Source organism: Cellulomonas flavigena DSM 20109 (genome assembly GCF_000092865.1).
Taxonomy (GTDB): Bacteria; Actinomycetota; Actinomycetes; order Actinomycetales; family Cellulomonadaceae; genus Cellulomonas; species Cellulomonas flavigena.
Genome location: NC_014151.1, coordinates 1,265,126 through 1,282,624 on the forward strand (window position 1 = coordinate 1,265,126; position 17,499 = coordinate 1,282,624).

Genomic DNA, 17,499 nt, shown 5'->3' on the forward strand with positions numbered 1-17,499 from the left:
GGGACCAGCCGGATCGCCGAGCTCCCGTGCGCCGTCACCGCCGGGTGCGCTGCCTCACCACCGCGTCGGCGGGCCTCCCCAGCAGGGGTGCGATCTCCGCGGCGGGCACCGGCCGCCCGAACAGGTAGCCCTGGCCGAGCGGGCAGCCGAGCGACTGCACGGCCCGCGCCTCCGTCTCGAGCTCGATCTGCTCGGCCACCGCCACCAGGTCCAGCGTCGCGCACAGCTCGACGATCGCCGTGGCCAGCGCCCGCCGTCGCCGTGACTCGTCACCCGGCCGGGCAGCGAACCGGGTGAAAGCGCCGTCGATCTTGACGATGTCGACCGGCAGCCGCTGCAGGTACGCCAGGGACGAGTACCCGGTACCGAAGTCGTCGATCGCGACCCGCACCCCCAGCCCGCGCAGCGCCGCCAGGTGCGCCGTCACCACGGCCGACTCCACCTTGCCGGTCGCGAGCAGGGCGGTCTCGGTGATCTCCAGGACCAGCGCGGCTCCGGGCAGGCCGGTGGAGGCGAGGGCGTCCCGGACCACGTCGACGAACTCGGGCCGCCGCACCTGCCGTGCGGACACGTTCACGTGGACGGCCACGCCGTGCGCGTCCCACCACGGGCGGGCGTCCGCGGTCGCGCGCCGCAGCACGTGCTCGCCGAGCGGCACGATCAGCCCCGTCTCCTCGGCGAGCGGGATGAACTGGTCGGGCATCACGCGGCCGCGCGGACCGTCCCAGCGCACCAGCGCCTCGACGGACAGCACGCGCCGGGTGCGCAGGTCGACGACCGGCTGGTAGTGCACGACCAGCTCCTCGCCGGGCAGGGCGTGGCGCAGCTCGGTCAGCAGGCGGGAGCGGTCCGCGTGCTCCGTGCGCAGGGCGGGGGTGAAGACGACGACCTGGTTCTTCCCGGCGGCCTTGGCCGCGTACAGGGCCAGGTCGACGTCCCGCAGCACGTCCTCGCCCGTGTCCTGCGGTCCGAGCACGCGCACGCCCACGCTCGCGGTCACGCCGATGACCTCGTCCTCCACCACGAACGGTTCCGACAGCGCCCGCACGAGGTCCCACGCGGTGTCGTGGGCGCGGGAGCCGGGGGCCTCGTCCAGCAGCACCGCGAACTCGTCCCCGCCGAGCCGGGCCAGGGTCGCGCCCTCGTCGTCGACGACGTCGCGCATGCGGTCCGCCACCTGTTGCAGGAGGTGGTCGCCCGCGGGGTGACCGTGGCCGTCGTTGACGTCCTTGAAGCCGTCGAGGTCGAGCATCAGCAGGGCGCGGTCGGTGGCCGCGCCTGCGTCGTCGAGGCGCGCCGCGAAGTGCATGCGGTTGCCCAGGCCCGTCAACGGGTCGTGCGTCGCCTGGTGGTGCAGTCGCTCCTGCAGCGCGCGTTGCTCGCGCAGGGCCGCGGCGAGATCGGTCGCCTGCTGGTCGAGCAGCACGGCGCGGCGCTGCGCGACGGTGCTGCCGGCGACGAGCCGCGTGACGAGGATCCCCGACAGCACGCCCATGGTGACCAGCGGCACGGCCAGGTCCTCCCACGCGACGGAGACCCGCGGGCCGCTGCGGACCCGCTCGAGGAAAGTCACGGGGCCCACGGTCACCGCGAAGAAGAAGAGGATGCCCCGCGCGAAGCTGAACGCCGCGCTCGGCGGCGCGTCGTCGGTGCCGCGCGCGTGCGGGTGCAGCGCGGCGGCGCCGAAGCACACGAACCACACGAGCCAGGCCGCGCTGTTGACCACCTCGAGGAACGGGCTGTCCAGCACCGACGAACCCGGGGCGGCGTCACCGTCGAGGGTGACCGAGTAGAGCACGTCGGCGAGCGTGGCGGCCGCGATGCCGCAGCCCAGGCGGGCGTACGCCCCGTTGTGGGGGCCGTAGCGGAACCAGAGGCGGGCGGCGAGGAAGTGGACGCTGAGGCCGACCACGAGCGATGCCACGGACACGGCGCGTTGCGGGCTCAGCGCGATGCCGCCGACGCCGTCGTCGCGGTACACCACGGCCCAGTACAGCAGCGCGTAGCCGACGACGACGACGACCGCGTCCATCGTGGCCGTGGGGTGCGGGGCCCGCAGGGAGTTCCGGGGCAGGGCGTGGAAGCCCACGGCGAGCAGGCCGTACGTCGGGAGGAACAGGAGGTCGTACCACCAGGGGATCAGCGCGGCGTCGCCGACGCTCACGTACCAGACGGTCCAGCCGAGCTCGGCCGTGATGCCCCAGACGAGCCCCGCCGTCATGAGCCACCAGGCCCGCGGTGCGGCGGGCCGGTTCCGGCGGATGCCCAGGACCATCGCGCCGACCGTCGCCACCGGGACCAGGCCCCACAGCAGCTCGCCCGGCCACCCCGGCACGATCGCGACGAGGGCGACGACCAGCAGGCCCGTCACCAGGAAGGACCGCGATGTCACGCGGTCGAGCAGGGCGACCACGTCGAGCATCACCTCCTGTGCCCCGGGGCGCGCCGCCCGCTGGTCCTCCTCACGCATCGGCAGATGACGAGCGGCTGCTTGAGGGCCCAGGAGTGTGACAGCGCGCTGCCCGCCCGTCCGCCGCGGGGGGCCCGGGGTTCGGGGAGCGGGGCGGGCCGTGGGTGGTGTCAGGCCGGGCGCCGCACCTCGACCCGGGCGTCGATGCGCCGCGCGAGGCCGTCCTGGTCCTGCTGCACGTCGGCGTACGTACCGGCGGTGTACGTGACACGGAACAGCGCGGGCGGCGCCGGCCACAGCTGGACGACGTACCGCTCGACGGCCGCGGCCTCCCACGGGCCGTCGTCGAACTGCTCGCTGCCGCGTTGGCCGTCCTGCACGGCGAACCGCGCGCGCATCGGCACGGCGGGCAGCACCGGGCCCTCGACCGCGTCCTGCGTCGCCCAGCCCGTGACGCTCACGGGCCCGCCGCCGCGCAGCGGCACCTCGGCGACGGCGTCCCACGCCGGGTCCGGCGCAGGGGCGTGCCCGTGCATCTCGAGGCGCACGGGCACGCTGCCGTGGTGCCGCGCGACGGTGAGGGCTGTGCACGTGTCCTCGGGCGGCAGGGTGAGGCCCGTCCCCGGTCCGGCGTCGAACCCGCCCGGTGCCTCGACGTGGAGCTCGATCTGGGAGTAGTCGGCCTCGACGAGCCCCTCCGCGACGTGCAGGGGCTCGGCCGCGCGCGTCAGCACTCCTCCTTCGAGCGCTCGTCGAGCACCCAGTGCCCGTCGGAGGGCACCATGACGACCCGCCCGCAGCTGCTGCCCTCGGTGTAGACGACGTGCAGCACGGCCATGTCGTCGGTCTGCTCGACCACCTCGACGGCGGTCTCGGCCGACTGCCCGGACGCCGCGTACAGCCCGGCCGTCAGGTCGATGAGGGCGGGGCAGTCGGTGACGGGCAGGCCCTGCGCGGCGATCTCCGCGACCATCCGGTCCGCGAGCTCGGGCGTCATGTAGGAGCATGCGACGTCCGCGACGGGCGCGCGGCTGGCGGCCAGCCAGGTCTGGAACGACGCCTCGGGTCCGCCGTCGCCCAGCGGCAGCTCGGTGCCGGCCTCGCCGGCCGGCGGGCCGGCCGTGGGTTCGGCGGTGGGCGACGCTCCCGACGACGCGGTCGCGGTGGGCGCGGCCGCGGACGCCACGGGGTCGGGGGTGTCGCCGGCGGTGCAGGCGGAGAGCAGCGCGACGGCGACGAGCGGGGCCACGAGCAGGGACGACGGGCGGCGGGCGGCGGGGGAGTGGCTCACGCTCCCATCGTCGCACCGGGGCGTGGCGTCGGACGAGCTCGCGCACCGGACGGCACGGCAGGTGCCCGGACCCCCTGCGGTTGCCTAGTCTCGACCCATGACGAGCGCAGGCGGGGACGACGGCGTGGACATCAAGCCGCGGTCGCGGCAGGTGACCGACGGGCTGGAGGCGACGGCGGCGCGCGGCATGCTGCGCGCGGTCGGGCTGGGGGACGAGGACTTCGCGAAGCCGCAGGTGGGCGTCGCGTCGTCGTGGAACGAGATCACGCCGTGCAACCTGTCGCTCGACCGGCTCGCCAAGGCCGTGAAGGGCGGGGTGCACGCGGCCGGGGGGTACCCGCTGGAGTTCGGCACGATCTCGGTGTCCGACGGCATCTCGATGGGCCACGAGGGCATGCACTTCTCGCTCGTGAGCCGGGACATCATCGCGGACTCCGTGGAGACGGTGATGATGGCCGAGCGCCTCGACGGCTCGGTCCTCCTGGCCGGGTGCGACAAGTCCTTGCCGGGCATGCTCATGGCTGCGGCGCGCCTCGACCTCGCGAGCGTGTTCCTCTACGCGGGCTCGATCATGCCGGGCTGGGTCAAGCTGTCCGACGGCACCGAGAAGGACGTGACGATCATCGACGCGTTCGAGGCCGTCGGGGCGTGCGCCCGCGGGCTGATGAGCCGCGAGGACGTCGACCGCATCGAGCGCGCCATCTGCCCCGGCGAGGGTGCGTGCGGCGGCATGTACACGGCCAACACCATGGCGTCGGTGGCCGAGGCGATGGGCATGTCGCTGCCCGGCTCGGCCGCGCCGCCGTCGGCCGACCGGCGGCGCGACCAGTTCGCGCACCGCTCGGGCGAGGCGGTGGTCGAGCTGCTGCGCCGTGGCATCACGGCCCGCCGGATCATGACCAAGGAAGCGTTCGAGAACGCGATCGCCGTCGTCATGGCCTTCGGCGGATCGACCAACGCCGTGCTGCACCTGCTGGCCATCGCGCACGAGGCCGAGGTGGACCTCACGCTCGAGGACTTCAGCCGCGTCGCCGCGAAGGTTCCGCACCTGGGCGACCTCAAGCCGTTCGGCCGGTACGTGATGAACGACGTCGACCGGGTCGGCGGCGTGCCCGTCGTCATGAAGGCCCTGCTCGACGCGGGGCTGCTGCACGGGGACTGCCTCACGGTCACGGGGCGCACGGTCGCCGAGAACCTCGCCGAGATCGCGCCGCCCGACCCGGACGGCAAGATCCTGCGGGCGCTCGACGACCCGATCCACCGCACGGGCGGCATCACGATCCTGTCGGGGTCGCTCGCGCCCGAGGGTGCGGTGGTCAAGTCCGCGGGCTTCGACTCCGACGTGTTCGAGGGCACCGCGCGCGTCTTCGAGCGTGAGCGAGCCGCGCTCGACGCGCTCGAGGACGGCACGATCCGGGCGGGCGACGTCGTCGTCATCCGGTACGAGGGCCCCAAGGGTGGACCGGGCATGCGCGAGATGCTCGCCATCACCGGGGCCATCAAGGGTGCGGGGCTCGGCAAGGACGTGCTCCTCGTGACCGACGGGCGGTTCTCGGGCGGCACGACGGGGCTCTGCGTCGGCCACATCGCGCCCGAGGCCGTCGACGCCGGGCCGATCGCGTTCGTCCGGGACGGCGACCGGGTGCGGCTCGACGTCGCGCACGCCACGCTCGACCTGCTCGTCGACGACGCGGAGCTCGTGGCCCGCCGGGAGGGCTGGGCGCCGCTCGCGCCGCGGTACACCCGTGGGGTGCTGGGCAAGTACCAGAAGCTCGTGCAGTCCGCGTCACGCGGCGCGGTGCTCGGGTAACAGGCTTTTTTGACTTTCGACCACCACCCTGAACGTTTCGAGGACGAGACGTAGCGGCTCGCAACCGCTTCCCTGGGACCCGTGTGCGGGCAGCACACGTGACGAGGGAGCAGACATGCGACGAGGAACCACAGCCGCGGCGGTCGCCGCGGTGCTCGTGACGGGGGTGCTCGGCAGCCCCGCGCGGGCAGCCGAACCGGTGGTGGAGGAGGTGCTGGGCGCCAACCTGCCGGTGCACGCGACCGACCACGCGCTGGACTGGGACGCGGGCGACGAGACGACGATCGCGCTGTCGGGTGCGTCGGCGCAGGTCACGGGGAGCGGTGCGAGCGCGCAGGGTGGCACGGTCACCATCTCCGCACCGGGGACGTACCGGGTCAGCGGCACGCTCACCGACGGGGCGGTCGTCGTGGCGTCGGCGGGCGAGGGAGTCGTGCGGGTGGTGCTCGACGGGGCGTCGATCACGTCCTCGACGACCGCACCGCTGCAGGTGCAGGACGCCGACGAGGTCGTGGTCGTGCTCGCCGAGGGCTCGACGAACAGCCTCACGGACCCGGCGACGTACCAGTACCCCGAGGGCCAGGACGAGCCGAACGCGGCGCTGTTCTCGACGGCCGACCTCACCATCGCGGGCAGCGGGGCGCTGACGGTGACGGGCAGCGCGAACGACGGGATCGCCTCCAAGGACGGCCTCGTGGTCGCGGGTGGCCGGATCACGGTGACCGCGGCGGACGACGCCGTGCGCGGCAAGGACTACCTCGTGGTCACCGGCGGCACGCTCGAGCTCACCGCGGCCGGCGACGGTCTGAAGGCCGACGACGACACCCCCGAGGGCGGCTTCGTGCACGTCGCGGGCGGCGCCACCCGCGTGACGTCGGGCGACGACGGCGTGACGGCGGCGTCCGACGTGGTGGTCTCGGACGGCTACCTGCAGGTGCGGGCCGGTGGCGGTGCCGGTGCGGGCGGCGACTCGGGCGCCAAGGGGCTCGTGGGTGACGTGTCGCTCGTGCTCGGCGGGGGCTCGCTCGCCGTGGACGCGATCGACGACGCCCTGCACTCCGACGGCACGATCACCGTCGCCGGGGGCAACGCGACGCTCGCCACGGCGGGCGACGGCGCGGACGCGGGCGAGCGGCTGACGATCACCGGCGGTGCGCTCATCGTCACGCAGTCCTCGGAGGGCCTCGAGGCGAAGGTCGTCCAGATCGCGGGGGGCCTGATCGAGGTCACGGCGGCCGACGACGCGATCAGCGCCTCGGACCCCTCGCAGCCGGACGCGATGGGTGCGATCCCGGGTGTCGACGTCGCCGTCAGCGGCGGCCTGACCGTGCTGCACGCCGCGACGGGCGACGGGCTGGACTCCAACGGCACCGCCCAGATGAGCGGCGGCACGCTCGTGGTCGACGGTCCGACGGAGTTCATCAACAGCGCGGTCGACACCAACGGCGCCTTCACGGTGACGGGGGGCACGCTCATCGGCGTCAGCTCCGCCGGGCTGCTCGGCACCCCGACCGTCCAGTCGCCCCAGACGTGGGTGTCGCTCGGCTCGGAGCAGCCGGCCGGGACGCTGCTGCACGTGCTCGCCCCCGACGGCACCGTGCTCGCGTCGTTCCGCACGACGAAGGCCTCGGGCAACCTGCTCTACTCCCACGCGTCGCTGCAGCTGGGCTCGCAGTACCGGCTCGCGGTGGGCGGCACGGCCGACGGGCCGGTCACGGGGGGGTTCCACCAGCGGCCCGGTGACGCGTCCGGTGCCACGGTCGTCGCGACGGCGCAGGCTGCGACCGCGCCGAGCGGCTGGGGCGGCGGCGGGGGCTGGCCGCCGCCGGGCGGCGTCCGCCCGCCTGCGGGCTGACCGGTGGACCCCATGCTCGATCCCGACCCTGAACGTTCCGCGGGGGAGACGCGCTGCTCGTCGGCCGCTCCCCGCGGCCCGGGTGTGCGGGCAGCACGCCGCGACGAAGGAGCAGACATGCGACGAGGAACCACAGCCGCGGCGGTCGCCGCGGTGCTCGTGACGGGGGTGCTCGGCAGCCCCGCGCAGGCGGCCGCGCCGGCCGTGGAGGAGGCGTTGGCCGCCAACCTGCCGGTGCACGCGACCGACCACGCGCTGGACTGGGACGCGGGCGACGAGACGACGATCACGCTGTCGGGTGCGTCGGCGCAGGTCACGGGGAGCGGTGCGAGCACACGGGGTGGCACGGTCACCATCTCCGCACCGGGGACGTACCGGGTCAGCGGCACGCTCACCGACGGTGCTCTCGTGGTCGCCTCGGCGACCGACGGTGTCGTGCGGGTGGTGCTCGACGGCGCGTCGATCACGTCCTCGACGACCGCGCCCCTGCAGGTGCTCGACGCCGACGAGGTCGTCGTGGTCCTCGCCGACGGCTCGCGCAACAGCCTGACCGACCCGGCCGCCTACCAGTACCCCGAGGGCCAGGACGAGCCGAACGCGGCGCTGTTCTCGACGGCCGACCTCACGATCGCGGGCAGCGGGGCGCTGACGGTGACGGCCAACGCGAACGACGGGATCGCCTCCAAGGACGGCCTGGTCGTCGCCGGCGGCGAGGTGACGGTCCACGCCGCCGACGACGGCGTGCGCGGCAAGGACTACCTGGTGGTCGCGGGAGGGGCCCTGGACGTGACGGCGACCGGCGACGGCCTGAAGGCCGACGACGACGCACCGGAGGCCGGCTTCGTGCACGTGGCCGGCGGCTCGACACGCATCACGTCGGGCGACGACGGCGTGGCGGCGGCCTCGGACGTCCTCGTCGGGGACGGCTCCCTGGAGGTCCGTGCCGGCGGTGGCGCGGGCGCGGGCACCGACACGGGCGCGAAGGGGATCGTCGGTGACGTGTCGGTGGTGATCGGGGGCGGTTCGGTCGCCGTCGACGCGATCGACGACGCCGTGCACGCGGACGACACGATCACCGTCGCCGGCGGGGACACGACGCTCGCGACGGCCGGTGACGGCGTCGACGCGGGCGAGCGCCTGGTGGTGACCGGCGGCGTGCTCACGGTGACGGCGTCGTGGGAGGGCCTCGAGTCCAAGATCGTCGAGATCAGCGACGGGCAGCTCGAGGTCTCCGCCCAGGACGACGCCATCAACGCGTCCGACCCGGTCGCGCCGGACTCCATGGACGTCCTCCCGGGGGTGCACGTCGCCGTGAGCGGCGGCCGGCTCCTGCTGCGCACGGCCGTGGGCGACGGCCTGGACTCCAACGGGACCGCCGCCGTCTCGGGCGGGACGATCGTCGTCGACGGTTCCACGGAGTGGGTCAACAGCGCGCTCGACGTCTCCGGCGACTTCCAGGTCACCGGCGGTGTCGTGGTCGGGACGAGCCACGGTGGGCACGTCGCCGTGCCGTCGACGGCCTCGCCGCAGGCGTGGGTCTCGCTGACCGCGCAGCCGCAGCAGGCGGCGGGCACCCTGCTGCACGTGCTCGCCCCCGACGGCACGGTGGTCGCGTCGCTCCGCACGTCGAAGACGCAGGGCAACGTCACCGTCTCGACGCCCGCGGTGCGCGCGGGCACGCAGTACCGGCTCGCCGTCGGCGGGACCGCCGACGGCCCCACGCTCGGCGGCTACCACGAGCAGCCCGGTGACGCGACGGGTGCCACGGTCGTGGTCACCGCGACCTCCAACACCCCGCCGCCCGAGGGCGGCTGGGGCGGTGGCTGGCCGGGTGGCGGTGGCTGGCCGGGTGGCGGCGGTGGTGGCGGTGGCTGGCCGCCGCCCGGAGGGGGCTGGCCGCCCGCGCGCGGCTGACGGCGGGCCGGTGGACGGGCCGGGGCGGCGGTGCCCCGGCCCGTCCGCCGACCTGGGTATCGTGCGCCGGGTGACCCCCACCGCCACGAGCGCCCTGCGGCAGGCCGCGCTGCGGCTCACCACCTGGTGCGTGACCACCGTGTACCGCGCGTACCGCCTGCACCCCGCGCTGTGGCGCCTCACGGCGCGCAACTACCACCCCGCGATGGAGAGGTTCGCGCGCCTCAACGCGTGGATGATCTGCCAGCACGCGTACCTCGACGTCCCGGCGTACCGGCAGCACGTCGAGGAGGGCGGCTTCCGGTTCCGCTGGTGGGACCTGACGACGTACGCCCCGACGTCCAAGCACGGGTACGTCGACCGGTACCCCGAGGACGAGCGGTGCTGGCACGGGGTCATCGAGACGGTCGGCACGGTGGTCGACGAGTCCAGCGGCTCGTCCGGCACGCCGTACAACTGGATGCGCTCGAAGCGTGAGCTCGCGACCGTCCACAAGAACGTCGCGGGGTACGTGACCTCGCTGTTCGGCACGCGTCGGCTCTTCGCGGTGAACGCGTTCTCGATGGGCGCGTGGGCGACGGGCACCAACACGGGTATCGCGATGTCCCGGATCGCGATGGTGAAGAACACCGGGCCGGACATCGACAAGATCGTCGACACCCTGCGGCACTTCGGGCCCCGGTACACGTACCTCGTGTGCGCGTACCCGCCGTTCCTCAAGCACCTGCGCGACCGGCTCGACGCCGAGGGCTTCGACTGGGACGCGTACGACCTCAACGGGTTCGTCGGCGGCGAGGCGCTCACCGAGGGGCTGCGCGACTACCTCGAGGACCGCTTCGGTCGCGTGTACTCCGGCTACGGGGCGTCCGACCTGACGATCGGCATGGCGGGGGAGAGCGACCTCGCGGTGTGGGTGCGGCGCACGCTCGCGGCCGGCGGACCGCTGCGCGACACCGTGCTCGGCGCGGACGAGACGCGCACCCCGATGGTCTTCCAGTACAACCCGCTCGAGACGTACATGGAGACGACCGAGGACGGCCGCCTGCTCGTCACGCTGAACTCGGCCGACATCATGAGCCCGAAGCTGCGCTACGACATCGGCGACGAGGCGCGGATCGTCACGTTCGACGAGATGAAGGCCGCGATCGCGGCGCTGCCGGACCCGCAGCGGCACCGGCTCGCGTTCGGGTTCGAGCGCGCGTACGCGATCCAGCGCATGCGGCTGCCGTTCCTGCTGCTGTACGGGCGCAAGGACTCGACCGTCTCGTACATGGGCGCGAACCTCTACCCGCTCGACGTCGAGAACGGCCTGTACCTCGACAACCCGCACGCCGCCGCGATCGAGTCGTTCCGGCTCGCCCTGGTCGACATCGGCGACCACGAGCAGCGACCGGCGATCCACCTGCAGCTGCGTGCCGACGCGGACCTGTCGGACGCCCAGCGCGCCGAGCTGGCCGAGCGTGCGACCGCGGGTGTGCTGGGGCACCTCGCGTCGGTGTCGCGCGACGTCGCGCAGTCGCTCGCGGAGGACCCGACGTCGGCCGACCTGCGGGTGCACGTGCACGACCACGGCACCGGGCCGTTCACCGGCGGCAGCACGAAGATCAAGAACGTCTACCTCGTCGACGCCGACGACCGGGACCCGTCGACCGCGCACCCGCGCGCCGGGGCCTGATGCGCACGCGCGACTTCTCGCGGGCCCCGGCGCCGGGCCGGGCCGAGGCGCTCGTCGTCGTCGAGCGTCCCGGCGGGGCGGTGACGTGGGTCCGCGCGACGCGCCGTGCGGCGCGCACGGCGGACGGGCACCTGTGGAGCACCGGCGTGCGGGCGCGCGACGCCTCCGGTGCCGTGCGGGGGCGCGTCGTGTGCTTCGCGACGTCCGCGCAGGCCGCGCGCTGGACCACGACGCTCGACCCGGCGCGGGACCGGTGGCGTGTCTTCCGCGCCGAGGCCGAGGGGTACTCGAACGGCGTGTGGCGCGCGGAGGGTGACGTCATGGCGCACGTCGAGCGGTTCACACCGACGAGCGTCGAGTCCGCGCAGGGCCGGACGCCGCCGCTGGTCGCCCCCGCGCCGCCGCGCCGCCGCGCCGAGGGTCGGCCACGGGCGGGGGATCGCACCGGGCGGCCCGGGACCCCGTCGGCTGCCGGCGCGATGTTCCTGGGCGCGACGCGCTACCGCGGCCCCCACGCGTGGGCCGTGCTGTCCCGCGAGTGGTCCCCGATGGTCGCGGACATGCGCCGGATGCGCGGGTACGTGTGGCACCGCGTGTACTGGGCGCCGCCGTTCACGCTCGGCACGCTCGCGTTCTTCGCCGACCGCGACGCGCTGCTGGCCTTCGCGCGGCACCCCGCGCACCGGCGCCTCATGACGTGGATCACGCGCGACCGGCGGCACGGCACGGGCGGGTACATCCGGGTGCACGTCGCCGAGCCGGCGCCCGCCCCGGGCGCGGCGGGCGGTGGCGCATGAGCGCCCCGACCGTCACCGAGGTGAGGACGCGCGCCGACCTGCGCGACTTCCTCGACCTGCCGCTGCGGCTGCACCCGCGGGACCTGGCCGTCCCGCTGCTCGCGTCCACCGTGGGCTCCTGGTGGCGCGGCACGTCGCCGCACCCCGAGCCGGTGACGCTGCTGCTCGCGCGTGACGCCGTGGGGCGCGTCGTGGGCCGCACGACCGTCCACACCGACGCGCGCCTCGACGCCCGGCTCGGCGCGCCGTCGCTCCTGTTCGGAGCCACCGAGTTCGCGGACACCGAGGCCGCCGCGGCGCTCGTCACCGAGCTCGAGCGCCGGGCCGCCGGCCGCACGCAGCTCTTCGGACCCGTCGCGCTGCTGCCGAACCAGTCCGGCGGCGTCGTGACCTCAGGGTTCGCCGAGCGCGGGTTCATCGACTCGCCGTGGAACCCCGCCGCGGTGCCGGCGACGTACGAGGCCCTCGGCTTCGAGCGCTGGGGCGAGTCGGACACGTGGGTCGTCGACGTCGACCCCGCAGCGGCCGACGGGCTGCCGGCCGCCGACGAGTGGCGCGCGGCGGGCCTGCGGCTCGAGCGGGGGCGACGCTCGCAGGTGGCCCGTCTCGTCCCCGAGGTGCTGGCCGTCCTCAACCGGTCCTTCGCGGCCCTGCCGTACTACACGACCATCACCGACGCCGAGATGGCCGCCGCCACCGACGGCCTGGGCCACCTCGTCGACGAGGACCTGCTGCTGCTCGCGCGCGACGCCACGACCGGCGCGCTGGTGGCGTTCGTGCTGGTGGTGCCCGACATCACGGCCTACGTGCAGCGCGTCGGTGGGCGGCTCGGCCTGCTGCAGCAGCTGCGGCTGCTGGCCACGCGAGGCCGCTACCGCCGCGAGGCGGTGCTCGTCGTCCAGGGGACCGACCCGGACCGGCAGGGGCAGGGGGTGCTGACGTTGCTCACCCGCACGCTGCACGCCCACCTGGCGACCGGTGGCTACGAGCGCCTGCGCTCGACCTTCGTGGGACGGGACAACCCCGCGTCCGCGCGCCAGTTCCAGCGCGTCGGCGGACGGCCCCTGCACGGTGTGACGTTCTACCGGCGGCCCGTCGCGCCGCCCTCGCCCCCGATCCCCGCGGAGGACCCCCGATGACCACGCACGACGACCTGCACCGCTGGGTCCGCACGGCCGGCCGCGCGCCGTCCGCGCACAACACGCAGCCGTGGGCGCCGCGCGTGCGCGACGGGCGCATCGAGGTCGCCGTGGTCCCGGGCCGCGTGCTCGCGGCGGGCGACCCGTCGTTCCGCGACCTGCTGCTGTCCCTCGGCGCGTGGGTCGAGTGCGTCGCGGTCGCCGCGGCAGCCGACGGGCGCGGCGTGCGTGTCGAGGCGACCCCGCACCTCGACCGGCTCGAGGACCTGCCGGTGCGCGGGCCCGCCGACCCCGACGCGCCGGTGCTGGTGCTGCACCCGGACGACCGGCCGGTCCCGACGCCGTTCACGCCGCAGGACGTCCGCGACCGCCGCACCTACCGCGGCCGTCTCGACCCGGCGCCCGACCTGCGCACGGACCTGCCGCCGCTGCCCGACGGGCTCGCGCTGCTGCAGCTCGACGACGCCGCGATGCGTCGGCTCGTGCGGCTGGGGACGGCGTGGACCGTCTCGCGTCGCGCGGTGGCGGCCGAGCTCGTGCGCTGGCTGCGGCTCGACGCCGCGCACCCGCGGTACGCCCGCGACGGCATGACCGACCGCATGCTGCTGCTGCCCGCGCCGCTGGCACGCGTCGGCGCACCGCTCACGCGGCGGCCCGCGCTGCACGACCTCGCGCTCGCGGTCGCCGGACGCGTCGGCGTCGTGGCGGAGGCGCTGCTGCGCGCGCGGCCGCTGCCCCCGGCGCCCGCGGCCGGCGCCCTGCTCGGGGGGCCGCAGCACCTCGTGCTCGTCGCCCGCACCCCGGGCGTGCTGGGCGCCACCGAGGCGCTCGACGCCCGCCTCGGTCTGCCGCCCGCCGACGTCGTCGACGCGGGCCGGGCGCTGCAGCGCACCTGGCTGCACGCGCACCGCTCGGGCCTGGCGGTCGCACCGCACTCCGAGGTCGTCGACTCCCCGCACGCCGCCGCCGGCCTGCGCCGCCGCCTGGGCCTCCGACGGGCGCAGGTCGCGCTCGCGGTGTTCAGCGTGGGCCGGGCCACGGGCCCGGTGCCGGTCGCGCCACGGCTCACGGACGACGCCGCCCGAGGCGCGCCGCCCGCGGGGCCCACCCTGGCCGCACCGGGTGGCGGGCGCCTGACCGGGTGATTCCCGCCCACGCCGGGCGGACATGTGCGCGAGGGGCCCGGAATCGACCAGTATGGGCACCCATGAGGACCCACCTGGCCCCGCGCGCGACCCGGACGGCGACCACGTGCTGCGGGTGACGCTGCGCGGCGTCGGCGTGCCGACGGTCGTCCTCGGCTCCGGGGAGACCCTGCTCGTCGGCCGCGACCCGCAGCCCTTCCTGCCGGACGACGACGCGGACGCGCAGCTGCGCAGCACCGCGCTGACGCTGCCGCGCGCGGCGCCGCACGTCTCGCGCGTGGTCGGCGAGATCGTCGTGGGCGAGGAGGTCGTGCGGCTGCGCTGGCGCGGCTCGACCGAGGCGCAGCTGTCGAGCCTGTTCGACGCCCCGGGTGGGGCGCGTCGCGTCGCACTGAGCGACGGTATGGCTGCCCTGCTCGACGAGGGTGAGAACCACATCCTCCTGCTGCGCGGGCGTCAGACGGGCCCGGGCCGGTACACCGACCTCGTGCTCGTCGTCGACGTCACGATCCCCGCCGACCCGCGCGAGACCCGCCCCTGGGTGCCCGACCCCGACCTCGAGGGCGCGGTCACCGCGCCCGCACCGCGCCTCGAGCGCTGGTCCCGCGAGTGGTACGTCGCGCTCGCGCTGGCCGAGCCGTGGCTCGTCGGGGCCGACGACTACCCGCGGCCGGCGTCGAACCGGGAGATCTACGAGCGGGTCCTGGCGTGGCGCGGGCACGCGTGGAACCTCGAGCGCGCGCAGCGCGTCGACGACGCGATCCGCGTGATCGCCCGCATGGCGTTCGGCCCCGCCGACGACCCGTTCTCGCAGGGCGGCGGGCGCGTGCAGAACGTGCGTTTCGCGGTGGGCCGGCGCGCCGCCGAGGTGCGGCTCGTGACGGCCGAGGACCTGGGCGTCGTGGCCGCCGCGCAGGCCCGTGGCGAGGGTCTCAACCCGGAAGGTTCCACCCCCGCCGGGCTGTAGCCCGGCCCCCGGTGGCCCCTAGCGTCGCGGCACAGCCACGACGACCCAGGGAGACCGGGATGTACGACAAGAGCACCTTCTTCGGTATCGACGCCCAGCAGAGCCGCCAGCACGCCCGCGCCATGCGGACGGGGGCCGGCCAGCTCGACGGGATCGTGGGCCAGATCGGCTCGCTGCTGGACTCCGTGCAGTGGTCCGGGCCCGGCGCCGACCGCTTCGTGGGCGAGTGGTCGGGCGCGCTGCGCCCCGAGCTGCGGGCTGCCGCGGAGAACATCCGTGAGAACAGCGTGGAGCTGGACCGGCGCGCCCAGATGCAGGAGGACGCGAGCCGGTGAGGCCCCCGCGGCGCCCGCTCGGCGCCGCTGTGCGGCGGAACCTTCCACCCCCGCGACGCTGGCTCCCGCCGCGAGCCGCTCCCTAGCGTCGAGGCACACCACCGACCCCGAGCCGGACCAGCCGGCCCCGCAGGAGGCAACCGATGTCCCAGCTCCAGGCCCGCTCCTTCCAGGGCTCCGACGTCGACGGGCTCGACCGCATCGTCCGTCGGATGAACGACGCCGCGGACTTCGCGGACAACGTGGTCAAGGCGCTGAAGGTGCTCGCCGCGGCGCTCGACGCGATGTCGTGGACCGGGTGGGCGGCCGCCTTCGCCCGCTACCTGCGCGGTGTCGTGATCCCGTGGGTGCAGACGGTCTCGCGCTACCTCCGCGGGTTCGGCAAGGTGCTCGCGCTCATCTCGGCCACGCAGAAGGCCACGAGCTCCGACACCCCGACGGTGCACATCCCGGCGGCCGCGTTCACGCAGGTCACCTACCCGAAGGCGTCCGCGGCGAACGCGCCGATGCTCACGGCCCCGACGCCGGCGATCGCCCCGGCCCAGCAGGGCGGCGGCGCGGCCGGCGCCGGTGCCCAGGTCCAGACGCCGCCGTCGATCGGCTCCGTGACGATCCACATCCATGGCGCCGAGGGCGCCGGGGCGAGGGTCACCACCCCCGACGCGGTGCCGGTCGTGCGCACCGAGACGTCGAACGTGACGGGCGGCGGGAAGGTCACGGTGACGCCGGAGGGCATCACGGTCCAGCCCGCGTCGGCGTTCACGGGCGGCGGCTCCGGCGCCGTCCAGGGTGGCGGCTCGGTCGCCCCGTTCGCCGCGAGCCCCTCCGGAGCGATCGGCGGCGGGTCCGCCGGCGGCGCGGGCGGAGGGCTCTCGGGTGGCGGCTCGGCCGGCGGGGTGTCGGGCGGCGGGTCGGTGGCGCCGACGTCCGCCGGGATCGGCGCACCGACGGGCAGCGACACGCCCGGCAGCGGGATCGACCCGCGCGGTGTGTCCGGCCAGCCCACCGTGTCCGCGACACCCGTGGGCATCGGCGGGGCCGGCGGCGGTGACGCGCGCGCCGCGGCCGCCGCGAGCATGGCCTCGCTGGAGAACGGCTCGCGCCCGCCGATCGCGCTCGCGGCGGCACCTCTGGGCCTCGCGGCGCTCGGCGCAGCGGCGTTTGGTGCCGTGCGCGCCAGGAACGAGGAGGACGACGACGCCGCGGACGGTGACGACACCGACGCCCGGCCCGTGCCCGTCGAGCTCACGATCGACAGGCGGAGCGGGCGGTGAGCGCGGCCACCGTCGAGCACCCCGGCCCTCTGCTGCCCGGTGCCCCGCGCTTCCGCTTCACGCTGCCCGACGGGTGGCGGGTGGCCCCGGCGCCGCGCGCGCTCGCGGTGGCCCGGCCCGCGGCCGAGCCCGGCGGGTTCGTGCCGAACCTCACGGTGACCGCGGACCTCGTCCCGGCCGGCACGACGTCCGTCGAGGTCCTCGCGGCGATGCTCGCGGAGTACCCGGGGGACACCCACCCCGCGGACGACGGGGACGCAGCATCGGTCCGCCTCACGCGGCCGCACGCGGCCGGGACGGTCCACCAGCGGGTCGACGTGCTCGTCGACCCGACCCCGGTGCCGGGTGACCACCGGCACGCCCTGACCGTCGTCTCGAGCTGGTCCGAGTCGACACCCTCCGACCTGCGCGACGCCCTCGCGGCCGCGCACACCTCCGTCCGGCTCGGTACCGACGACCCGGCCTGACCCACGGCACGGCCACACGGCACGGCCACCACGACGGCACCGGGCACCGCGCCCGGGCACCTCACGAAGGAGAAGCACATGAGCAACGTCCTCGGCATGGACATCGCCGCAGCCCGCGACCTCGTCCGCCTCATGAACGTCGACGCCGACAACATCACGCAGATCACGAGCCGCCTCACCCAGCAGCTCCAGTCGACGCCGTGGTACGGCCCCGACGCCCAGCGGTTCAACTCCGACTGGTCCGGCCAGTACGTGCCCGCCCTGAACCGCGTGGTCGAGGCGCTGCAGGCGAACGCCGCGGCCCTCGCGCAGCAGGCGGACGACCAGGAGACGGCCTCGTCCTGACCCCCGCCGCCCGGGGCACGGGTCCGGTCCCCACGGGGGCGCGGCCGGTGCCCCGGCGGGCGGGTGCGCGGCCGA

At 75.4% G+C, this 17,499-nt stretch carries 15 protein-coding genes; 12 read left to right on the top strand and 3 right to left on the bottom strand.

What is annotated here, in order from left to right; all coding sequences use genetic code 11:
- Nucleotides 1-34: 34 nt before the first annotated feature.
- The 3 genes from CFLA_RS05715 to CFLA_RS05725 form a co-directional block, all read right to left on the bottom strand.
- Nucleotides 35-2,470 (bottom strand): putative bifunctional diguanylate cyclase/phosphodiesterase, encoded by a 2,436-nt coding sequence (locus CFLA_RS05715; RefSeq protein ID WP_013116369.1) that lies wholly within the window; start codon nucleotides 2,468-2,470, stop codon nucleotides 35-37.
- 110 nt (nucleotides 2,471-2,580) lie between these two features.
- Complete coding sequence (locus CFLA_RS05720) at nucleotides 2,581-3,144, bottom strand: hypothetical protein (protein WP_013116370.1); 564 nt, start codon at nucleotides 3,142-3,144, stop codon at nucleotides 2,581-2,583.
- Nucleotides 3,138-3,701, bottom strand: a complete 564-nt coding sequence (locus CFLA_RS05725) for a hypothetical protein (protein WP_013116371.1) — start codon at nucleotides 3,699-3,701, stop codon at nucleotides 3,138-3,140. Before CFLA_RS05725 ends, CFLA_RS05720 begins: the two co-directional genes overlap by 7 nt.
- Before the next feature lie 97 nt (nucleotides 3,702-3,798).
- Here CFLA_RS05725 and ilvD point away from each other — a divergent pair, with 97 nt between their 5' ends.
- The 12 genes from ilvD (at nucleotide 3,799) to CFLA_RS05785 (ending at nucleotide 17,424) form a co-directional block, all read left to right on the top strand.
- On the top strand, nucleotides 3,799-5,511 hold the full coding sequence (gene ilvD / locus CFLA_RS05730) for a dihydroxy-acid dehydratase (protein WP_013116372.1): 1,713 nt from the start codon (nucleotides 3,799-3,801) through the stop codon (nucleotides 5,509-5,511).
- 115 nt (nucleotides 5,512-5,626) lie between these two features.
- The gene (locus tag CFLA_RS05735) at nucleotides 5,627-7,366 is read left to right on the top strand and encodes a carbohydrate-binding domain-containing protein (protein WP_013116373.1); all 1,740 of its coding nucleotides are present in this window, start codon (nucleotides 5,627-5,629) and stop codon (nucleotides 7,364-7,366) included.
- A gap of 117 nt (nucleotides 7,367-7,483) precedes the next feature.
- Nucleotides 7,484-9,280, top strand: a complete 1,797-nt coding sequence (locus tag CFLA_RS18925) for a carbohydrate-binding domain-containing protein (RefSeq protein WP_013116374.1) — start codon at nucleotides 7,484-7,486, stop codon at nucleotides 9,278-9,280.
- Between the two features lie 70 nt (nucleotides 9,281-9,350).
- Complete coding sequence (locus CFLA_RS05745) at nucleotides 9,351-10,955, top strand: phenylacetate--CoA ligase family protein (RefSeq protein WP_052302800.1); 1,605 nt, start codon at nucleotides 9,351-9,353, stop codon at nucleotides 10,953-10,955.
- On the top strand, nucleotides 10,955-11,752 hold the full coding sequence (locus CFLA_RS20390) for a hypothetical protein (RefSeq protein ID WP_013116376.1): 798 nt from the start codon (nucleotides 10,955-10,957) through the stop codon (nucleotides 11,750-11,752). Before CFLA_RS05745 ends, CFLA_RS20390 begins: the two co-directional genes overlap by 1 nt.
- Nucleotides 11,749-12,891, top strand: coding sequence for a GNAT family N-acetyltransferase (locus CFLA_RS05755; RefSeq protein ID WP_013116377.1), 1,143 nt, complete (start codon nucleotides 11,749-11,751; stop codon nucleotides 12,889-12,891). The genes CFLA_RS20390 and CFLA_RS05755 overlap by 4 nt, the downstream gene beginning before the upstream one ends.
- The gene (locus CFLA_RS05760) at nucleotides 12,888-14,036 is read left to right on the top strand and encodes a hypothetical protein (RefSeq protein ID WP_013116378.1); all 1,149 of its coding nucleotides are present in this window, start codon (nucleotides 12,888-12,890) and stop codon (nucleotides 14,034-14,036) included. Before CFLA_RS05755 ends, CFLA_RS05760 begins: the two co-directional genes overlap by 4 nt.
- Before the next feature lie 52 nt (nucleotides 14,037-14,088).
- Nucleotides 14,089-15,003: a hypothetical protein gene (locus tag CFLA_RS05765; protein ID WP_013116379.1), complete on the top strand. Its 915-nt coding sequence runs from the start codon at nucleotides 14,089-14,091 to the stop codon at nucleotides 15,001-15,003.
- 59 nt (nucleotides 15,004-15,062) lie between these two features.
- Nucleotides 15,063-15,338 (top strand): WXG100 family type VII secretion target, encoded by a 276-nt coding sequence (locus CFLA_RS05770; RefSeq protein WP_013116380.1) that lies wholly within the window; start codon nucleotides 15,063-15,065, stop codon nucleotides 15,336-15,338.
- 143 nt (nucleotides 15,339-15,481) lie between these two features.
- The gene (locus CFLA_RS19980) at nucleotides 15,482-16,612 is read left to right on the top strand and encodes a hypothetical protein (RefSeq protein WP_013116381.1); all 1,131 of its coding nucleotides are present in this window, start codon (nucleotides 15,482-15,484) and stop codon (nucleotides 16,610-16,612) included.
- Nucleotides 16,609-17,079 (top strand): DcrB/PsbP domain-containing protein, encoded by a 471-nt coding sequence (locus CFLA_RS05780; protein ID WP_013116382.1) that lies wholly within the window; start codon nucleotides 16,609-16,611, stop codon nucleotides 17,077-17,079. The genes CFLA_RS19980 and CFLA_RS05780 overlap by 4 nt, the downstream gene beginning before the upstream one ends.
- 78 nt (nucleotides 17,080-17,157) lie before the next feature.
- Nucleotides 17,158-17,424 (top strand): hypothetical protein, encoded by a 267-nt coding sequence (locus CFLA_RS05785; RefSeq protein ID WP_013116383.1) that lies wholly within the window; start codon nucleotides 17,158-17,160, stop codon nucleotides 17,422-17,424.
- Nucleotides 17,425-17,499 lie beyond the last annotated feature (75 nt).

Bases quoted from the DNA above. Each gene is read 5' to 3' on its own strand.
- CFLA_RS05715 (WP_013116369.1), bottom strand. From the start codon at position 2,470: ATGCGTGAGGAGGACCAGCGGGCGGCGCGCCCCGGGGCACAGGAGGTG.
- ilvD (WP_013116372.1), top strand. From the start codon at position 3,799: ATGACGAGCGCAGGCGGGGACGACGGCGTGGACATCAAGCCGCGGTCG.
- CFLA_RS05735 (WP_013116373.1), top strand. From the start codon at position 5,627: ATGCGACGAGGAACCACAGCCGCGGCGGTCGCCGCGGTGCTCGTGACG.
- CFLA_RS18925 (WP_013116374.1), top strand. From the start codon at position 7,484: ATGCGACGAGGAACCACAGCCGCGGCGGTCGCCGCGGTGCTCGTGACG.
- CFLA_RS20390 (WP_013116376.1), top strand. From the start codon at position 10,955: ATGCGCACGCGCGACTTCTCGCGGGCCCCGGCGCCGGGCCGGGCCGAG.
- CFLA_RS05755 (WP_013116377.1), top strand. From the start codon at position 11,749: ATGAGCGCCCCGACCGTCACCGAGGTGAGGACGCGCGCCGACCTGCGC.
- CFLA_RS05760 (WP_013116378.1), top strand. From the start codon at position 12,888: ATGACCACGCACGACGACCTGCACCGCTGGGTCCGCACGGCCGGCCGC.
- CFLA_RS05765 (WP_013116379.1), top strand. From the start codon at position 14,089: ATGGGCACCCATGAGGACCCACCTGGCCCCGCGCGCGACCCGGACGGC.
- CFLA_RS05770 (WP_013116380.1), top strand. From the start codon at position 15,063: ATGTACGACAAGAGCACCTTCTTCGGTATCGACGCCCAGCAGAGCCGC.
- CFLA_RS19980 (WP_013116381.1), top strand. From the start codon at position 15,482: ATGTCCCAGCTCCAGGCCCGCTCCTTCCAGGGCTCCGACGTCGACGGG.
- CFLA_RS05785 (WP_013116383.1), top strand. From the start codon at position 17,158: ATGAGCAACGTCCTCGGCATGGACATCGCCGCAGCCCGCGACCTCGTC.